At 41.6% G+C, this 19279-nt stretch carries 16 protein-coding genes; 11 read left to right on the top strand and 5 right to left on the bottom strand.

Annotated elements, in window-relative coordinates; genetic code table 11:
- Positions 1-757: 757 nt before the first annotated feature.
- The 3 genes from V7L20_RS21385 to ssuD form a co-directional block, all read right to left on the bottom strand.
- Positions 758-1528: an ATP-binding cassette domain-containing protein gene (locus V7L20_RS21385; protein WP_334746003.1), complete on the bottom strand. Its 771-nt coding sequence runs from the start codon at positions 1526-1528 to the stop codon at positions 758-760.
- 124 nt (positions 1529-1652) lie between these two features.
- Positions 1653-2480, bottom strand: a complete 828-nt coding sequence (locus V7L20_RS21380; protein ID WP_334746002.1) for an ABC transporter permease subunit — start codon at positions 2478-2480, stop codon at positions 1653-1655.
- A 197-nt stretch (positions 2481-2677) separates the two neighbouring features.
- Complete coding sequence (gene ssuD / locus V7L20_RS21375) at positions 2678-3826, bottom strand: FMNH2-dependent alkanesulfonate monooxygenase (RefSeq protein WP_334746001.1); 1149 nt, start codon at positions 3824-3826, stop codon at positions 2678-2680.
- Between the two features lie 240 nt (positions 3827-4066).
- Here ssuD and V7L20_RS21370 point away from each other — a divergent pair, with 240 nt between their 5' ends.
- The 3 genes from V7L20_RS21370 to V7L20_RS21360 all read left to right on the top strand — a co-directional run bounded on the left by V7L20_RS21370 (position 4067) and on the right by V7L20_RS21360 (position 8494).
- On the top strand, positions 4067-4777 hold the full coding sequence (locus tag V7L20_RS21370; protein ID WP_334746000.1) for a TVP38/TMEM64 family protein: 711 nt from the start codon (positions 4067-4069) through the stop codon (positions 4775-4777).
- Between the two features lie 90 nt (positions 4778-4867).
- Entirely contained in the window at positions 4868-5884 is a 1017-nt protein-coding gene (locus tag V7L20_RS21365) for a glycosyltransferase family 2 protein (protein ID WP_334745999.1), read from the top strand.
- 795 nt (positions 5885-6679) lie between these two features.
- Positions 6680-8494 (top strand): iron uptake porin, encoded by a 1815-nt coding sequence (locus V7L20_RS21360; RefSeq protein ID WP_334745998.1) that lies wholly within the window; start codon positions 6680-6682, stop codon positions 8492-8494.
- A 216-nt stretch (positions 8495-8710) separates the two neighbouring features.
- Here the strand turns inward: V7L20_RS21360 and V7L20_RS21355 are convergent, their stop codons facing one another.
- Positions 8711-8944, bottom strand: a complete 234-nt coding sequence (locus tag V7L20_RS21355) for a hypothetical protein (protein ID WP_334745997.1) — start codon at positions 8942-8944, stop codon at positions 8711-8713.
- A gap of 670 nt (positions 8945-9614) precedes the next feature.
- Here V7L20_RS21355 and V7L20_RS21350 point away from each other — a divergent pair.
- Genes V7L20_RS21350 through V7L20_RS21340 form a run of 3 tightly spaced genes read left to right on the top strand, consistent with a single transcriptional unit; the run spans position 9615 to position 12626 of the window.
- Positions 9615-11234, top strand: a complete 1620-nt coding sequence (locus tag V7L20_RS21350) for an FAD-binding protein (protein WP_334745996.1) — start codon at positions 9615-9617, stop codon at positions 11232-11234.
- Positions 11231-11560 carry a ferredoxin family protein gene (locus V7L20_RS21345; protein ID WP_334745995.1) on the top strand — a complete coding sequence of 110 codons (330 nt, stop codon included), beginning with the start codon at positions 11231-11233 and terminating at the stop codon, positions 11558-11560. The genes V7L20_RS21350 and V7L20_RS21345 overlap by 4 nt, the downstream gene beginning before the upstream one ends.
- Before the next feature lie 19 nt (positions 11561-11579).
- Entirely contained in the window at positions 11580-12626 is a 1047-nt protein-coding gene (locus V7L20_RS21340; protein WP_334745994.1) for an ABC transporter substrate-binding protein, read from the top strand.
- Here V7L20_RS21340 and V7L20_RS21335 read toward each other — a convergent pair.
- Positions 12597-13214: a hypothetical protein gene (locus V7L20_RS21335; protein WP_334745993.1), complete on the bottom strand. Its 618-nt coding sequence runs from the start codon at positions 13212-13214 to the stop codon at positions 12597-12599. The two genes, V7L20_RS21340 and V7L20_RS21335, sit on opposite strands and share 30 nt — an antisense overlap.
- Before the next feature lie 68 nt (positions 13215-13282).
- On the opposite strand from V7L20_RS21335, the gene V7L20_RS21330 reads away from it, so the two are divergent.
- The 5 genes from V7L20_RS21330 to V7L20_RS21310 all read left to right on the top strand — a co-directional run bounded on the left by V7L20_RS21330 (position 13283) and on the right by V7L20_RS21310 (position 19252).
- Positions 13283-14764 (top strand): amidohydrolase family protein, encoded by a 1482-nt coding sequence (locus tag V7L20_RS21330; RefSeq protein WP_334745992.1) that lies wholly within the window; start codon positions 13283-13285, stop codon positions 14762-14764.
- Positions 14765-14927: 163 nt separating this feature from the next.
- On the top strand, positions 14928-15422 hold the full coding sequence (locus V7L20_RS21325) for a hypothetical protein (protein ID WP_334745991.1): 495 nt from the start codon (positions 14928-14930) through the stop codon (positions 15420-15422).
- A gap of 317 nt (positions 15423-15739) precedes the next feature.
- Positions 15740-16921 (top strand): acyl-CoA dehydrogenase family protein, encoded by a 1182-nt coding sequence (locus tag V7L20_RS21320; RefSeq protein ID WP_334745990.1) that lies wholly within the window; start codon positions 15740-15742, stop codon positions 16919-16921.
- An 86-nt stretch (positions 16922-17007) separates the two neighbouring features.
- On the top strand, positions 17008-17829 hold the full coding sequence (locus tag V7L20_RS21315; protein WP_334745989.1) for a class I SAM-dependent methyltransferase: 822 nt from the start codon (positions 17008-17010) through the stop codon (positions 17827-17829).
- A gap of 316 nt (positions 17830-18145) precedes the next feature.
- Positions 18146-19252, top strand: a complete 1107-nt coding sequence (locus V7L20_RS21310; RefSeq protein WP_334745988.1) for an aliphatic sulfonate ABC transporter substrate-binding protein — start codon at positions 18146-18148, stop codon at positions 19250-19252.
- The last annotated feature ends 27 nt before the right edge of the window (positions 19253-19279 follow it).

The following is a 19279-nucleotide window of genomic DNA, read 5'->3' as shown; positions in this document are numbered from 1 at the left end:
TTTACCTATACCTTTTCTTCGATATTATTGTTGAACATATATACTGCTAATATATGCTTTATGCCTGAGTTTTATTCTTGATTCTTGGTAAAACGCAACTATTCCAATTAACTTTTTATCCTCAAAGCAGCCCAAAATAAAGTTATTGTTATTTTCTGGTATTTTATACCGAAATTGTTCTATCGTCTTAATTTTCTCTTCAGAATACGATGTGCCAAATGAATCTGGATTTTTATATAAAACTTCTAATCTGATCTGTCTATAATCTTTTTTATCATACTTTGTTAATTTTATAATTATAATTAAATAAAATATAAATAATTGATGTTTATTTTAAATAAAGCTATGGATATTCATTACTTAGTATGCTAAATCGGTTTCATAAAAAGCATGAAACCCTTGCTAAGGATCAATAGCAGTTGTTATTACTAGGATTTTATACTTATGCTTTAAATTTAGGCTGCTAACCTAGATTTTAAAGTCAAGTTTTGATGTTTAACTAAAGATTCAGCATAACAGGTACGGAATATCCAAAGCTATATAAGTTAACAATTATTATGTTTTACTTTGTCTAGTTTGTGAATATAGAAAAAATCACTCAGAACTGCAGAAAGGAGAGTTGAGAGTTATTTTAAGTATTTATAAATAATTTTCAATTCTTATAGCTGCTTTTTAAAAGGAAGTTTTAATCTCGAAGTAGCCTATTTTACCGCAGCTACCTCAAGCATGATATTAATCAACTAACCAAAGCTAAATCTCAACTACTCAACTGCAACAATTGGTTATTTGGCTGAGTACCTTCATGGCTCATTACTCGCTTGAGAATTGCTTCTCTGATATTGACAAACACTTCGCTACTTCTATCTCGTGGGCGGGAAAGTCTCACAGGCAAATCCAGAGAAATCTGTCCTTCTTCAATCAATATTACTCGATCTGCCAACGCCACAGCCTCTTCCACATCGTGAGTAACCAAAAACGCAGTAAATCTCCGCTCTCGCCATATGTTCTCAATTAAATACTGCATGTCTTGGCGAGTTAGAGCATCTAATGCTCCTAAAGGTTCATCTAACAACAACAAACGCGGTTGACTGACTAATGCTCTTGCTAATGATACCCGTTGCCGTTGTCCACCAGATAAAACATACGGCCACTCATCAGCCCGATCTTTGAGTCCGACTTTACCAAGTGCCCACAAGGCTTTTTCACGCCAATTACCTTCCAAGCCCAACCCCACGTTCTGAACAACATGCTTCCACGGCAGTAAGCGGGGGTCTTGAAACATAACTGTCACAGAGCGGCTGAGTCTATGCAGTGGTTCTCCATCCAGTAGTATTCCGCCTGAAGTTGCTTTGTCTAACCCTGACACAAGACGCAATAAAGTGCTTTTACCACAACCACTACGTCCGACAATAGCAACAAACTCACCTGCTTCAACTTTTAAATTCAAGGAGTTTAAAACAGTTTTCTTACCAAAAGCCTTAGTCAAATCCAAAATACTTAGCTGTGTACCTTGTACATTATAACTCACTTGCAAAATCTCCTTTTTTAGAATCAGCTGGGTTTACTTATTTGATGGAACGTTGAAGAAAACAGATCGCAGTCAAAAGTTAAAATCAAGAGTTTTCAGCTTTTCACTCTGGTGAATTTGGCATTTATGACTTTTGATAATTGGGGTTCCAAGCCAAGAATTTTGTTTCTAATTTTCTGGCAACAGCATCTGCCAATTTACCTAGCAGTGCATAGATTACAATACTCAAGACCACAACATCAGTTTGCATAAACTCACGGGCATTCATTGCCATATAACCAAGGCCGGAATCTGCTGCGATTGTTTCTGCCACAATTAGTGTCAGCCACATAATCCCCAACGAAAAACGGACACCAACGAGAATCGAAGATAAAGCTCCTGGAAAAATGATTTGCCACAGAAGTTGTGGTGTTTTTAACCCATAGACTTTTCCCATTTCAATCAGTCCAGGATCAACACTGCGGATGCCATGAAATGTATTGAGATATATCGGGAAAAATACACCAATAGATACTAGAAATAATCTAGCTTGATCGCCAATACCAAACCAGAGGATCACTAGCGGAATTAATGCTAAATTGGGAATAGTGCGAAGCATTTGCAGAGAACTATCTAATAACTTTTCTGCCAGATGAGAAAAGCCATTGAGTAATCCCAAACCAAGGCCAATACTACCACCAACTATAAAACCAGATATTGCCCGCCCAGCACTAATTCCTATATTTTGAAAAAGTTCTCCGGTAGAGGCTAGTTTAATCGCTGTAGCGATTACGCCACTAGGGGCTGGTAAAATTCTGCTTGAGAGTAAACCAGTTCTGGAAGAAAGTTCCCAAAGTATTAGTAATAGAACAGGCACAATCCAAGGAACTATTTTCTCAATTTGCGGGTTGTCTAACACCTCGCTCAGGGATATATTATTGTTGCGTTTGGTGTGTTTAAAGGTAATAGTCATGGAATTTTAGATTTTAGATTGTTCCAAAGGATGAATCTACAAACATCGCCTACATAACTCGTAATTTGCTCTTTAATTACGAATTACATTAACCGTGTAGCGTCTTGTAGAGAAGCGGTAGCGATACGCTTATACGTCGCTAACGCAATACTTACGAGCGTCGGAACGAGCGTCATTACGAATTACGAATTATTAGGTTATGAAGCACTAGTTAGTTGTTTAGTAAGTTTTTCATTCGTGACTATTTCGCTAATAGTACTCAAGACTGGTGGCGTTAAAGGTGCAGATTCACTTTGCAAAGGTAGGCGTGGAAATAATAATTCAGCAGTGCGATACGCTTCTTCTAAATGGGGATATCCAGAAAACACGAAAGTTTCTATGCCTAAATTGCGATATTCCAGCATCCTAGTCACAATGGTGTCAGGATCTCCTACTAGGGCTGTACCAGCACCACCCCGTACCAATCCAATTCCTGTCCAGAGGTTGGGGCTAATCTCTAAGGTTTTTCGACTACCATTATGTAGTTGACTCATGCGCCTCTGTCCTTCAGAATCAGAACTAGCCAAGTGTTTCTGAGCTTTGGCGATCGCATCCTCATCTACATACTTAATTAGCTCATTGGCAGCATCCCAAGCCGCAGATTCAGTTTCTCGCACAATTACATGCAAGCGAATCCCAAAACGCACTGTTTTACCTTGTTCAGCCGCCAGTCGCTGAACTTCGGCAATCTTTTGGGCTACTTGTTGTGGAGGTTCACCCCAAGTCAGGTAAACATCTATATGTTTAGCAGCAACCCGCTTGGCAGCAGCAGATGAACCACCAAACCACAAGGGTGGATAGGGTTTTTGAACTGGTGGGAATAGGAGTTTACCACCTTTGATATCCAGGTAGTTTCCTTTAAAATCCACTGTTTCCCCACTGACTATACCCCGCCAAACTGTGAGAAATTCATCGGTTAAATCATAGCGATCATCATGATTGAGATGTAAGCCATCGCCAGCAAGTTGTATCGGATCTCCACCTGTCACCACATTAATCAACAATCTTCCTTTAGAAATCCGATCAAATGTTGCTGCCATCCGAGCAGCAGCACCTGGGGAAGTAATTCCTGGGCGAATTGCTACAAGAAATTTCATCTGCTTGGTGGCAGAGATGAAAGCGGCGGCGGTTATCCAAGCATCTTCACAAGAACTTCCTGTAGGTAACAATGCACCCGTGTACCCTAAATTATCCACAGCTTGGGCAATTTGCTGCAAATAATCAGGTGTGGCAACACGAGAGCCAATATCTGTGCCTAAATAGCGTCCGTCATGAGATCCAGTCGGAATAAACCAGAGAATTTGCATGTTTGTCAGGCTATAAGGAACTCAAACTACGGTAAACTTGTCAAATTACCGTAGTTTATGATCAGCATTTTACAGGAAATTATTTAAAAAACCAGTGTAGATTCATGATTCATAAAGAATAAATGCCCACAAAATTTACTTTTTTGCAGATAATACTGGTAATCATTACACTTTTGAAGCAAAAATGGCTGTCGTTAAGAATACAAGTTTTGTCGTTATAAAAAAAGCAGGAGTATTTTAGTGTGGAACTTGAAAGCTGGTATTTTGGTACTTACGCTAAGTTGCATAATTGCTACTGGTATAGCAGTATATCTGATTGGCGGCATTGAACCAGCACAAATTCAACCTTTGCTAAAATCTTCTGGTATCTGGGCACCTGTTATTTATGTTGCTTTGTACGTTGTGGCAACTATGTTAGTTTTGCCCTCAACAGTGCTAAATTTGACTGGAGGTGCAATTTTTGGCCCTTGGCTGGGTACTTTCTGGACTAGTGTTGGAGCAGTCATTGCGGCAATAATTGCCTTTATTTTTACTCGAACTATTGGACGGCAAACAGTTGCAAAACAACTAGCAGGACGTTGGCAAGCAATGGATGCCCAGGTACGTCGTGGAGGGCTTTTTTATATGTTTGCCATCCGACTAGTACCAATTATGCCTTATGGTTTGGTCAACTTTGTGGCTGGACTGACTTCAATTAGCTTTAAAGATTATGTTCTAGGTACAACACTTGGCACTGTTCCTAGTGTATTACCTTTTGTATTACTAGGTAGTTCTGGTTTGAAGGCAGTCAAAACAGGCGATTTGTTGCCGCTAGTATTCGCCTTGAGCTTAACTGGAACCCTGGTAGCAGGGTCTACTTGGTATCGTCATCGCCGGAGTTTTCCCAAAAAAGCTGTAGAAAGCCTTAAAGAATCAGACTCTTCAGATTACATAAATCCAAAGAATAAATAAATTATCGGAATGGAACTTGAATCTTGCTAGGTATACTAAGAACGCAACCTTGATAATGATGGCTGTTCAAAAATTAAACAAGATTTTTAGATGCTACCAAAGTATTCATTGATTGTTCCAATTTATAATGAAGAAGAAATTATTCCTGAGCTATACCGCAGACTGAGTGCAGTAATGAATCGGCTGGATGGTATTGTCGAATTAATTTTAATCAATGATGGTAGCCGCGATCGCTCCCTAAAACTACTGCGAGAACTCCATCAAAAAGACCCGCGCATTTGCTATCTAAGCTTTGCTCGAAACTTTGGTCATCAAATTGCAGTTACGGCTGGTCTTAATTTTGTCCGGGGTCAAGTTATCATCATCCTTGATGCTGATTTACAAGATCCACCAGAACTAATCCCCGACATGATTGAAAAATGGCGACAGGGCTATCAAGTCGTCTACGCTCAACGCACTCAACGCCTCAAGGAAAGATGGTTTAAGCGTTTTACTGCCTACTTTTTTTATCGCATCCTCAAGAAGCTTGCAGATGTAGAGATTCCTACTGACACTGGTGATTTTTGTTTAATAGATCGGCAGATCGTAGATATTCTCAATTCTATGCCAGAACGCAACCGTTATATCCGTGGTCTGCGTTCTTGGGTTGGTTTTGAGCAAACAGCAATTCGGTTCGAGCGCAACCCCCGCTTTGCTGGGGAAGTTAAATACACTTTCAGCAAATCCTTGGTTCTTGCCATCAATGGTCTAGTATCCTTTTCAATAGTGCCACTGCGTTTATCAACCTACTTAGGGTTAGTAGCGGCGGCGGCGGCCATCTTCATGGCTTTATTAGTCTTATATTGGCGGCTTTTTGTCCCTCATTCGCCTTTAACTGGGTTTACGATTATTTTGATGGCAATCTTCTTTCTCGGATCTGTGCAGTTAGTCAGTGTTGGCATCTTGGGCGAATATATAGGGCGGATCTATGAAGAAGTTAAAGCTAGGCCCCTTTATACTTTGGCAGAGGTAGGTGGCTTCTATGGCAAATCTTCCAACTCAACGAAAAATTCTGGCAAACTAGATAATTTAGAAGATGCTACTGCTCAAAATCTAGACAAGTATTGAGCGAAGAAAGGCAGTGTTTCGACTACGCTCAACAACCGGGTAGTTCTTGCTGGAGACAGTAGAGGAAACAATGCGCCTGTGTAGCCCGAATTATCTACAGCTTGGTCATACTGCTTTTCATTCATTTTTACTGACTATTTGCGGCTATTACCTACGATACAGTCAGCGATCGCAGTTGCTGGAGTTAACTTAGCCAAGAATTTTGACATATTTTCGCCTCATGGAAAATTACTGGGTATTGCATTGTAGCAAGCTCTATGCAAAGATAATTTTATAAAGTACGGTAAGTCGATAAAGCTATTGTACTTAATTAACAATTGATGCTGTCAAAATATAGCTGATTACAAATTAGTGTTTTCAGTTAACGTTAATTGGCAAATAATAACTTGCATCCAAATCAAGCCTTGGTTAATGTCAGCAGCCATTGATTAACTTTGTGCAGCCTAACAAAAAAACGCCATTACAATGTCTCAAAAGCATCAGTTTATATAGCATATATTTGAATTCTACTTAAAAAAATAAAAGTCTTTTATAAAGTAGTGAATGTCTCATTGAAGACGTTTATAAGATTTTTTCAAGCGTCAGAATTCATAATTGACTGTGAGTTTTTGGTTGTACATTCAATTGCTTAGTACTGGTTTCGATATTTGTCAGAGTCTGAAATGTCTAAAATGTTTGAATTTTGTTAGCGCAGCGTTAGTTCATTCTGGAGCGTGATTTTGAATTGTTAACTTGGTTTGTCTGTCGAATTGAGAGCTAGTTTATTCGTCTTTAAGGTTGAGGAGTTAAGGAGTAATGTCGAATTTTCGCTGGAATTATAGATGCATAGTGTTCCTGCTTTCGTTGCTAGATATTCTAGCTGTCCTGATTTTTTATCCACCCAAAAGTCAGGCTGAACTACCTAAATCTGATGTATCTACTACTGAAGTAGAAAAGAACAAAGCTCCAGAAGCAGTTGTCAATCAAACAGTAGACACTTCAATTGCACCAGTCACTCGTAAAAAAGACCCAAATGATCTTCGAGATCGAGTGACACCTGTCTCGCAATTGTTGCAAGTTACACCACCAACTGACAAAAAAGCTCCAAATAATTCTGCGGGACAAGTAACATCCGTCTCCCAACTGTCAGATGTTAAGCCGACAGATTGGGCATTTCAAGCATTACAGTCTCTAGTTGAGCGCTACGGTGTAATTGCGGGGTATACAGATGGTACATTTAAAGGCGATCGCTCCTTAACGCGCTATGAATTTGCAGCTGGGTTGAATGCAGCTTTAGATCGCCTCAATGAACTAATAGCAACTTCAACAGGAGATTTAGTCAAACGGGAAGACTTGGATACTATCAAAAAACTACAAGAACAATTTTCTCCAGAACTCGCTCAACTTCGAGGACGCTTAGATAGCTTGGAAGCACGAAGTGCGAAGTTAGAATCAACTCAGTTTACGACCACAACCAAACTTATAGGTCGATCTCAGATTGTTTTAGGCGAACTTTTGGCGGGTAATAATGTCGTCACTAAAAGACCAGCACCTCACAATGCCACACTTCAAGGCTTAACTTCTTTACGGTTAAACACCAGTTTTAACGGTAAAGATTCACTAGCTATGACAATAGGAGGTGGAAGTATTGAATCATTGGGACAAACAAGAGCTGGATTATTGGGAACTTATGAGGGGAGAACTGCTGATAACGCCAATATTAGTTTTGCACGCAACACTATTATTCTTAGTGGTCTTCGCTATCGGTTTCTACCTTTTCCAAATACCCAAGTTAACATTTATCCCTTGTCTGACGGAGCTAATGAGATAGGTCTTTCTGGTCCGGTTAACCCATATTTTGAATCGTCTTTTGCGACTGGTGCTAATGGAATTTCACGATTTTCACGGCGGTCTTTGGTCTATAACTATGGAGATAGCGGGCCTGGGATTGCAATACTCCAGGGATTAGGTAAACAGGTTCAATTCGGGATAGCGTACAGCTCACCAAACGGTAACAATCCGACACCTAATAATGGTTTATTTACAGGCAGGTATTTAGCTTTAGCACAGTTAATATATTACTCCGGTAATAGAAATTTTCGAGTGGCTGCAACTTACGTTAATACCTACAGCCCACCAAGGACACTAGGTTTTAATGGGACAAATTTCGGTCCAGCAGTCGGGAGTAACTTGGTAAACAGCACCCTGCCTGAAGTAGCAACTCTAGGCAACCTTTATGGTCTACAAGCGTTCTATCAAGTTAATCCCAAGTTTGCAATCAATGCGTGGGTAAGTTATGGGGTACACCGCTATTTGGGGCGCGGAGATGGCGAAGCTATGGATTGGGCGGTAGGACTGGCATTCCCGGATCTTTTTAGTGAAGGTGCTTTAGGGGGGATTTTGGTTGGTATGGAACCAAAACTGATCAGTCTTAGTAGGAATATAGATTTGGGAAAAGGTCTAGGACAAGCGGACAAAGATACTTCCCTGCACGTTGAAGCATTCTACCAATATAAAATTGGAGATAATATTGAGGTTACACCGGGTTTAATCTGGATTACTGCACCGGACTCTGATGCTAGCAATCCTGATAGTTTATTTGCTTGGGTTCGTACTGTCTTTAGGTTTTAACCGAATGGCACTCCCCGGACTGAATAAAATTTGCTTACATCTGTTTAATTAAAAGTCTGGGGATTCTTGAGTCTTAAGGGGAATATCACTAAGATAAGGCAGAAGGGAATGAAAGTAAAATGCACTCCTTTGCTTGTGGTCAAAGGATTTTATAACTCCTGCCTCACCCTAATAAAGAGCTAAACTTAGTACAGCATTTCATTAATTTGTAGCGAATTAAAGAAAGGCAATACTTTGCAATGCCATTGCATCCCAATACAATGTTGATGCGTGCCCCTGCAATGCCATTGCATCCCAATACAATATTAATGCGTCCTTCTGCAATGCGATTGCATCCCAATACAATGTTAATGCGTGCCCCTGCAATGCAATTGCATCCCGATACAATGCCAATGCATCCCCCTGCATTAAAAACGCTACGCTTTTACGCAAAATTGTACTTAGTGCCATTGGGTACAAGTCATGAAATTATTTATAGAAAATAAAAAAATGTGTTTCGAGACATGCAGTGTAAGAAATACAGCGCAAAGCTGGAGCCGCTTTGCCTCCGGTCCTCTAACTCAAGCCCCCGAAATTTATTTTGGTGGTTCTTACTTTTGACTTTTGACTTTTGATATCAAGTCCGACCAATTAGTTATGATTCCCGAATCTATGCAGAAACCTAAAAACCCTTCCCCTCTGCTCCTGAAGCCTCCCTGCCCCTCTGCTGCCTTAATCGATAAGTCTTTAACCGGACATGATATGACTTCCCCGTTCGCCCAGCGTCCCGTAGGGAAGGGGCTGACAAGCATTTCCAGCCAGAGGCTGAAAACGAGGTTTGAAAAGGAGTTTTAGCTTAAGTTGACACCCATGCCTCCTGCCTCACCCCAACAAAGTTGATTTTACATAAATTTACCTTTGAAGTTGTTTGATAAAATGCTTGCTTTTTGTCGAAAACTGTGAAAAACTTTATTATGCTTAAACTACGGTTTACCGATAAAGATAAAGTAATTAATAGTATCAAGCTGGTGAGAACCTGTATTAAGGGATCGCAATTTCTAGATTTTTAAATATTTATTTTGCAGCATGGATGGAGTAAAGACTTGACGCTTAAGACTTTATAAATAGGGGGAAATGGTAGATGCTGAAGACGTTAACAAACGATTTTGAACTCGACTTAGAAGTAGATGTGCTTGTAATTGGAGGTGGGCCAGCTGGAACTTGGGCGGCATGGAGTGCTGCATCAAATGGAGCTAAGGCGATCCTTGTAGATAAAGGGTATTGCGGCACAACTGGATGCGCTGCTGCATCTGGAAATGGTGTGTGGTATGTGCCACCCGATCCAGAAGCACGGGAAACAGCAAAGGCGAGTCGGGAATCGTTGGGTGGGTTTTTAGCCGATCGCAATTGGATGGATCGAGTACTGAATCAGACCTATATCAACGTTAATCAGTTAGCAGAGTGGGGTTATCCCTTCCCTACCGACGATGAAGGTAAACCCTATCGGCGATCGCTGCAAGGGCCGGAGTATATGCGGCTGATGCGGCGGCAAATTCAACGCGCTGGAGTCAAGATTTTAGACAACAGCCCCGCCTTAGAATTGCTAGTAGATGACGATGGTGCTGTTGCTGGTGCAACAGGTGTAAATCGTCAGACTGGTGAGAAATGGATAGTGCGATCGCAGTCCACAATTATCGCAACTGGCGGCTGTGCGTTTCTCAGTAAAGCGTTAGGATGCAACGTCCTGACGGGGGATGGTTATCTAATGGCGGCAGAAGCAGGAGCCGAGATGTCTGGTATGGAATTTTCTAATGCTTATGGCATCTCTCCCGCCTTTTCTTCAGTTACCAAAACCCTGTTTTATAATTGGGCAACTTTCACCTACGAAGACGGTACTGTAATTCCGGGGGCAAGTTCTCATAGACGGTCAATAATTGCCCAGACATTACTGCAACAGCCAGTTTACGCCATCATCGACAAAGCAGCAGAATCGATGCGGCCATCTATGCGTTTAGCACAGCCCAACTTCTTTTTACCCTTTGACCGTGCAGGTATCGATCCATTTACTCAACGTTTCCCTGTAACTCTGCGCCTAGAAGGAACTGTACGTGGTACGGGAGGAATTCGGATTGTCGATGAGACTTGTGCGAGTTCTGTACGGGGACTGTATGCGGCGGGAGATGCCGCCACACGGGAACTCATTTGTGGCGGATTCACTGGCGGCGGTAGTCATAATGCCGCTTGGGCAATATCTTCTGGCTATTGGTCGGGGAAATCGGCTGCTGAATATAGTCGCACTCTCAGAGAATACAAAACTCAAGGACAAGTTAGGGGTGTTGGAGAGGTAGGATTACAGAGTGGGAGCGATCGCTCCTTAGCGACTGATGAAGTAATTCAGGCAGTCCAAGCTGAAGTATTTCCCTACGAAAAGAACTATTTCCGTACAGAAAAAGGCTTAACCGAGTCTTTGAGTAAGCTAAATCATCTTTGGCAAGAACTTCGTAGTAGCCAAGTAACATCAGGTAAAGAGCTAATCCGGGGGCGAGAAGCTGCGGCGATGGTAGCCACAGCACGATGGATGTACAGCAGTGCCATTGAACGTAAAGAAACTCGTGGGATGCACAAACATCAAGACTATCCAGAACAAGATGCCAATCAGCAACATCACCTAATTAGTGGCGGATTAAATCGAGTCTGGGTGAAGAGTCAGCCGCTAAATATTACAGAAAAGCCTTTATCTAAAATAGGAGCAGCAGTGTGATTGAGTTGGTCAGCGAGTCGCGGTGCATAAAATGTAATATCTGCGTGAATATTTGTCCAACCAACGTATTTGACAGAGTACCTGATGCGCCGCCAACTATTGCCCGACAGAGTGACTGTCAAACCTGTTATATGTGCGAATTGTATTGTCCAGTTGATGCGCTTTACGTTGCACCAGAGAGCGATGTAACGACTTCAGTTAACGAAGCAGAATTGGCAGAAGTTGGACTACTGGGTAGTTATCGGGAAAACGTTGGTTGGGGACATAAACGCACTTCAACAGCAAAAGCCGATCAAACATTCCAGATTCTGAAGCAGATTAAATAGTGCGACGGAGAAAATAGTCATGCTGTCGTTCAAAGTAGGAACAAGTTCTATTAGTAAAAATAAATTTACTTCTAGATTATCAACTTCAGTGGCTTGTGTCCTACTGCTACTAACTACAGCATGTAGCCAAGGCGAAACTAAATCTGCTCAATCCATTGAGGCTGTTAATGTCAATAACACTGATTCCAATAACATTTCTACCCTACGAATAGGTTATGTAGGTAGTGCAGAACCTACAGGATCGCTTGGTTGGGCAAAGAAAAAGGGAATTTTAAATCGAGAGTTGCAAAAAGTGGGATTTAAAAACATTACTTTTGCCAGATTTCCTAACGGACCGGATCTCAATGAGGCGCTTGTTGCCGGACAATTAGATGTTGGTTCTTTAGGCGATACACCAGCCATAGTTTTGAGAGCTAAGGGTGTCGAAACGCGACTGCTGCGGATCAGTCAATTTAATACAACCGCCTGGTTAGTAGCGAAAAAGAATGGCCCGCGATCGCTTGCTGAACTTAAGGGTCAGAAAATAGCTACCCAAAAAGGTTCTTATATGCATCGATACCTCCTGGGTCTATTAGCTGAAGCTAAAATTCCCAAGGATGTAAAAATTGTTCACTTGATGACTACTGAGGCAAAAGCGGCTTTAGAACGTGGTGATGTAGCAGCTTATGCAACCTCAAGCGATTTGGGGCCTTATTTGAAATCACAAGGGTTTCCAGTGATTGATTCTTCGGCAAATCATCAAGGTTTGTCAGGGACATCATTAGTTGTCGCAACTGAAAGCTTTCTGGCAAAACAGCCTGATTTTCCCCAGAAATTTAATGCAATTCTCACAGAAGCAGCCAAGGATTTAAAAGCCAATTCTGAAGAATATTATCAGTACCATGCCCAAACTACTAAATATCCCATCGATATTATCAAAGTATCGTTCCCCCTCAAACAGGTATCAGAAGAACCATTACCAGCCGAGGGAGTGAAACTTTTAGAAGGAACAAAGAAATTTTTAGTCTTGCAGGGGTTAGCAAAATCGGACTTTAAATTAACAAACTGGGTTGCTGAAGAAAAATAGGAGTGGAGACTGGGGGAGATAAGGCAATACGCTTGGGTTAAGCATTTCTTCCTTATCTTTGCGACGGCAGTCGCTCATGGAGGAGACCCCCAAGACCGCGCTGCCTTCCCTTCGCGTCCTTGGCGGTTCGTTAAAAAAATTGACTTTAACAAAGAGTTTTAGCCTTAACTGAACCGTATTGGGAGAAAAGGAGGCAGAAATCAGTAACTTTTCTGAACAAGAAAAACAAATTTCTGTAATTAAGTCTTTCAAAGGTGCAACTTTCAAGCTCAAAGGTGCAACTTTCAAGCTCAAAGGTGCAACTTCCAAGCTCAAAGGTGCAACTTCCAAGCTCAAAGGTGCAACTTCCAAGCTCAAAGGTGCAACTTCCAAGCTCAAAGGTGCAACTTCCAAGTTCAAAGGTGCAACTTCCAAGCTCAAAGGTGCAACTTCCAGGCTCAAAGGTGCAACTTCCAGGCTCAAAGGCTCAACTTCCAGGCTCAAAGGTGCAACTTCCAAGCTCAAAGGCTCAACTTCCAGGCTCAAAGGTGCAACTTCCAAGCTCAAAGGCTCAACTTCCAAGCTCAAAGGCTCAACTTTCAGGTTCAAAGGCTTTTTGTTTTCCTCCCGGCTCCTGCCTTTTGACAAAATTTATCTAAAAATTCAGGTAAAATGCTATGACTATTGCACTAAACCGTCCACAGAAAACCAAGTCTGCTCAAATTCGGCAAAAACTGGGTTATCCGATCATTGACACCGATGTACATACCCAAGAATTTCCCCCAGCATTCTTGGACTATTTAGAGCAAGTTGGTGGAACTGCGATCGCACAGCGTTTTCAAGAACACTTACCCGGTGCATCTCGCTCTAAATGGTTCAACCAATCTTGGGAAGAACGCCGTACTTACCGCACCGCTCGCCCTCCGTTTTGGACTCGTCCCACGAACGACGCTTTAAATTTAGCTACCGTTAGTTTGCCAAAGTTGTTGCACGAACGCTTACAAGAAGCTGGTACAGACTTTGCTGTTGTGTATCCTAACTTGGCAACAATGGCACCACACATTGGTAATGAAGAAATGCGGCGGGCTGTTTGTCGTGCAGCTAATACTTACCACGCTGATATTTTCCGTCCTTATAGCGATCGCTTAACACCCATTGCTGCTATTCCCATGCATACGCCCGAAGAAGCGATCGCAGAATTGGAATATGCGGTGAAAGTGCTGGGACTCAAAGCAATTCAAATCCCCGGACATATCCGCCGCCCGATTCCCGCGTTCGAGAAGTATGGCGAAGAAGTAGCCAACGAAGCCATTTGGATAGATACCTTTGGCTTGGATAGTAAATATGATTACGATCCCTTCTGGGCGAAGTGCGTAGAACTGAAAGTTGTACCTACCACCCACTCTTCCGGTATGGGCTGGATCAATCGGCGTTCGATTAGCAATTACCAATACAACCATATTGGTCACTTTGCATCGGCTGGGGAAGCACTATGTAAATCTTTATTCTTTGGTGGTGTAACTCACCGCTTTCCCACACTCAAGTTTGCCTTTTTAGAAGGAGGTGCAGCTTGGGGTGCTAGTTTGTACACCGATTTGATTTGGCACTGGGATACCCGCAATAAAGACCATTTGGTGGAAAACAACAATCCCGCCAATATTAATTATAAAGAACTACTAGAATTGTATACCCGCTATGGTGGTGAACTAGTACATGGTCGTTTGGATCAACTAGGGAGTGGTTTAGGTTTCCACGCTGACTTAGTATCTCCCTTAGAACCAGGTGATTTGGATGAATTCGCCTTAGCAGGAGTTACAAAGCCAGAGGATATCCGCGATCGCTTCTTGAATCACTTTTACTTCGGCACAGAATCAGATGATACCCGTGTTGCTCAAGCCTTTAACCGTAAAGCTAATCCTTATGGCGATTGCGTTAAAGCATTCTTAGGTTCCGATTCTGGTCACTGGGACGTACCTGATATTACTGCGATCGCTGCTAATACCTATTCAATGGTAGAACGCAAGATTATCACCGAAGAAGATTTGCAATATTTCCTGTCAATTCATCCTTTGGAGTTGTACACCGGCCTGAATCGTGACTTCTTCAAAGGTACGGCTGTGGAGAAAGCAGCAGATGAATTTTTGGCTGCCAAAAGGTAAGAGACGCGATGAATCGCCGTCTCTACAAAGGATTGTTTCTCGTAAAGACGGCGATTTATCGCGTCTTTGCCAATACCTATAAACATTTGATGAGGGTAAAATATCATGACGATCGCTCTAGACCGCCCACAAAAAACCAGGTCTGCTCAAATTCGAGAAAAACTTGGTTATCCGATCATTGACACCGATGTACATACTTAAGAATTTGAACCAGCAAATTGGTGACGGCTTAGGATTCCACCATCAACTATTAGCACCAGAAAATCCAGGCGAACTCGACGAATTTGAACTAGCAAGAATAGAGAAGCCAGAAGATGTGCGCGATCGCTTCTTGAATTACTTCTACTTCGGTACAGAATCAGATGATACCCGTGTAAGCCAAGCATTTAACCGTGCCGCTAATCCCTTTGGGGACAGAATTAAAGCCTTCTTAGGTTCCGATTCCGGTCACTGGGATGTGCCTGATATCACTGCTGTTACTGCCAACGCCTACTCAATGGCAGAACACGAAATCATTACCGAAGAAGACCTCCGCTACTTCCTCTCAATCCATCCTTTAGAGTTGTACACCAGTCTTAATCAAGACTTCTTCAAAGGTACAGGTGTTGAGAAAGCCGCAAACGAATATCTGTCATTAGTCATTAGTCACTTGTACTGAGCTTGTCCTCTTGGTAGTCGAAGGGCGTAGTCGTAAAGCCTGCGGCATAGCTACGCTTAAGGCGCAGCCTAAGAAGAGAAGTATTGGTCATTTGCAAAGGACAAATGACTAATGACAAAGGACAATTTTTACAACGTTCCATGTTCCATTTCCTCTGTTCACTTGTAGCGTGGGCCTTGCCCACTCTACATTTCTCTTAAATTCTGCATTAAGAAAGGATGTTTTGTCTCACAATCACAGAGCAACGAATTAGAAACTGCTTGTATTAATTGTCTTTGTCTTAATTACGAATTACGAATTATAAGGATGATTTGATTATGGTGCTAGATATTACAAAACCAAAAGACTATATTGACTTAGCAGCTTCTTTATCCAAAGAACTTGCTCAATCCGCAGTTGAAAGGGATGCCAAAGCTGGAGTTCCAGAAGAGGAAATTAATAGACTGCGTGAGACTGGCTTGCTACCACTGATTGTGCCCAAGCAATATGGTGGCATTGGAGCAACTTGGATTGATGCCTTAAAAATTGTCAGAAAGCTATCAAAAGCAGATGGATCAATTGGTCAATTATATGGTAATCATCTCAATTTAACAGCTTTGGGTCATGTTTCCGGCACGCCGTCCCAAAAGGAAAAATATTATAGAGAAACTGCTAAAAATAACTTATTTTGGGCAAATGCCATCAATACAAAAGACACTAGACTGAAAATCAATCCAGAAGGTGAGAACTTTCGGGTTAATGGTGTTAAAAGCTTTGGTACAGGTATTTCTGTTGCAGATTATCGGGTATTCTCCGCTTTGGAAGATGGCGTAGAATTCCCCTTCATATTCATAATTCCCAAAGAAAGGGAAGGGTTAGTTTCCAATCAAGATTGGCACAACGTTGGGCAACGTCGCACTGATAGCAGTAGTTACACATTTAATAATGTCCTAGTAGAAAAAGATGAGATTTTAGGGCCACCAAATCCTCCTGATAATGCCTTCTCAACTTTTCTTGGCATTATTGCCCAGCTAACAAAAACCAACGTTTATCTGGGAATTACTAAAGGAGCCTTCGCCGCCGCTCGTGAATATACTAAAACTACTACTAAACCGTGGATTACATCAGGAGTAGATAGTGCTACTCAAGATCCATATATTCTGCATCATTACGGTGACTTTTGGGTGGAAATTCAAGCTGCGATCGCTTTAGCTGACCAAGGAGCCGAGAAAGTACAAGCAGCGTGGGACAAAGATACAGAACTGACTCATCAAGAAAGGGGAGAAGTTGCGATCGCAGTTTCCGCAGCCAAAGCATTAGCGACGCGTGTAGGTATAGATATTAGCAACCGTATCTTTGAAGTTACCGGAACTCGCGCCACTGCAACCAAATATGGATTTGATCGTTACTGGCGAGATTTGCGAACCTTTACCCTGCACGATCCTGTGGACTACAAATTGAAAGCGATCGGCGATTGGGTACTTAACGAGCAGCTACCTGTAATCACCCAATATTCTTAGATCATTGATTATTTCTCTCTCCACCTTTATCCTCAAAGACGCGATGAATCGCGTCTCTACTTACCAATCTAAAATTCAAAATTGATATGACTCAATTAAAAACACTTCCTACCTACGACCCAAGTTTATTTGAGGGAGCCGCAGAAGGCTACGCTCAATATAGAACCAAATACCCACCGATTGTATTCGACAAACTAGCCGAAATATTTCATCTCAATGGTCAAGGACGACTCCTTGATTTAGGTACTGGCCCAGGATTAATTTCAATTGGTCTGCGAACCAGATTTGAAGAAGTTGTGGCGATCGATCCCGATCCCGACATGATTGCAGAAGCCAAACGGCAAGCAGCAGCAGTCGGAGCAAATAATATCACTTGGTTACAACAAGGAGCCGAATTTATCGACTCTAGTTTAGGGACATTTAAGTTAGCCACTATTGGTAGAGCCTTCCACTGGATGGAACGTGAATTAGTACTTAAGAGCCTTTATGAATTGCTTACTGATGATGGTGGATTAGCACTGCTTCAAACTGGTGATAATCCTTGGGAAAGCAATTTACCTTGGAAACAAGCTGCTGTTGGAGTAGTGAAAAAATGGTTAGGTGAAGAACGCCGAACTGGTTTACGAGGACAAGGCATTCGTAAGCCAGTCGATCCTCCCCATGAAGTCGTAATTGGCAATTCGGCTTTTGCTCGTCAAGAAACCTATGAAGTACCATTTGAAAAATCTTGGACTGTCGATAGCTATCTTGGCTACTTATACACAACAGCTTTCTCTCTGAAAATTTTTTATGGTGATAACGCCCCAGCATTTGAAAAGGATCTTAAAGAAGCGCTACTAGCAGTTGAGCCGTCTGGACATTTTATAGAAGAACTCAAAGCTACAATCCGAGTCGCTTGGAAGCACTAGCAAAATTACACGCAAATAAAATAGAGTTCTATTCACAAATTTAAATTTTCCACTAGCACAACATTGGAGTGGGTCTTTCTCACTCCACTTCCTAAATTTTTGCCTCCTAACTCTTAAATTCTCAGTTCCTCGAGTCGTTTCAGGGTGGGTTATACCCACTCTCTTTATTAATTTAATAGATAAAGTCTAAAAACTAAAAATTGTAAAATATTTGTTTTAATTTTTAAACAAATTAATGAAAACTTTTTTGATTTTTTAATATTGCAATTAATCATCACTGTTTTTACCACCTAGAGGAAAATCAATAAAACAACCCATGCCAGCTTTAAAACGAAAGTTTGAATTTAGAAAAAGCCCAAGAAAAACACGTCGTTCTTTATTATTTACTTTGGGCTACTGCTTAATGTTATGGACAGCCATATCAAGTTGTGGTGAAGCCAAAAATAACGCTCAACAGTCAACAGTTTCTCCTGAATCTGTAGTTTCATCTAGCACTACAGAGAAGTCAACAAAGAAGCAAATAGTGCGGATTGTACGTTCAAAACAACTTACCGCTTTAGCAGTTCTAGAAAAACAGGGTTCCTTAGAAAAGCGATTAGAGCCTCTAGGTTTTAAAGTACAGTGGGCTGAGTTTGCGGCTGGCCCACAACAGCTAGAAGCCGTGAATGCAAATGGACTAGATATCGCATTGACAGCCGAATCGCCTCCTGTATTTTCCCAAGCAGCAGGAGCGCCTCTTGTTTATCTAGCTACTACACACCCTAGTGGTAAATCTATTTCACTTTTAGTTCCTGTAAACTCTCCGATTAAAACTGTTAGCGATTTGAAGGGTAAAAAAGTGGCTTTTCAGAAAGCTTCCATTGGTCACTACCTATTAGTTAAAGCATTAGAAGATGCAGGGTTGAAACTGAGCGATGTCCAATCAGTTTTTTTACCACCGGCAGATGCAAATGCGGCATTCAGTCAGAATAAAGTAGATGCTTGGTATATTTGGGAGCCATTTGGTACTAGAAATGTACAAAATAAAATCGCTCGTGTTTTAGCAGATGGCGGAAAGTTGAGGGATACGGGTAACTTTTACTCAACCTCGCGCCAATTTTATCAGGCTCATCCTGATGTAATCAAAGTGTTTTTAGAGGAGCTAGAAAAGACAGAAATCTGGACTAAGGATCATCCCAAAGAAGTAGCACAACTGCTTGCTCCTGTAACTCAGCTAGATCCGCCGACTCTAGAAATAATGCATAAGAAATATGATTATGGACTAGTACCAATTACCGAGAAAGTGATTAACAAGCAACAGGAAGTTGCAGATAAGTGGTACAGCCTCGGACTTATCCCCAAAAAGGTAAATGTTAGAGATGGCTTTTTAACGCCTAAAGAGTACACCAAAATTACTCCCTCTGACGTTCTAGCGAATAAGTAATTATCTGAAGAAAACTGCCCCCAGCAA

The organism is Nostoc sp. (assembly GCF_036916735.1).
Lineage (GTDB): Bacteria > Cyanobacteriota > Cyanobacteriia > Cyanobacteriales > Nostocaceae > Nostoc.
Note: the sequence above shows the minus strand (reverse complement) of the source record. Positions and strands in the feature narration are given on the sequence as shown.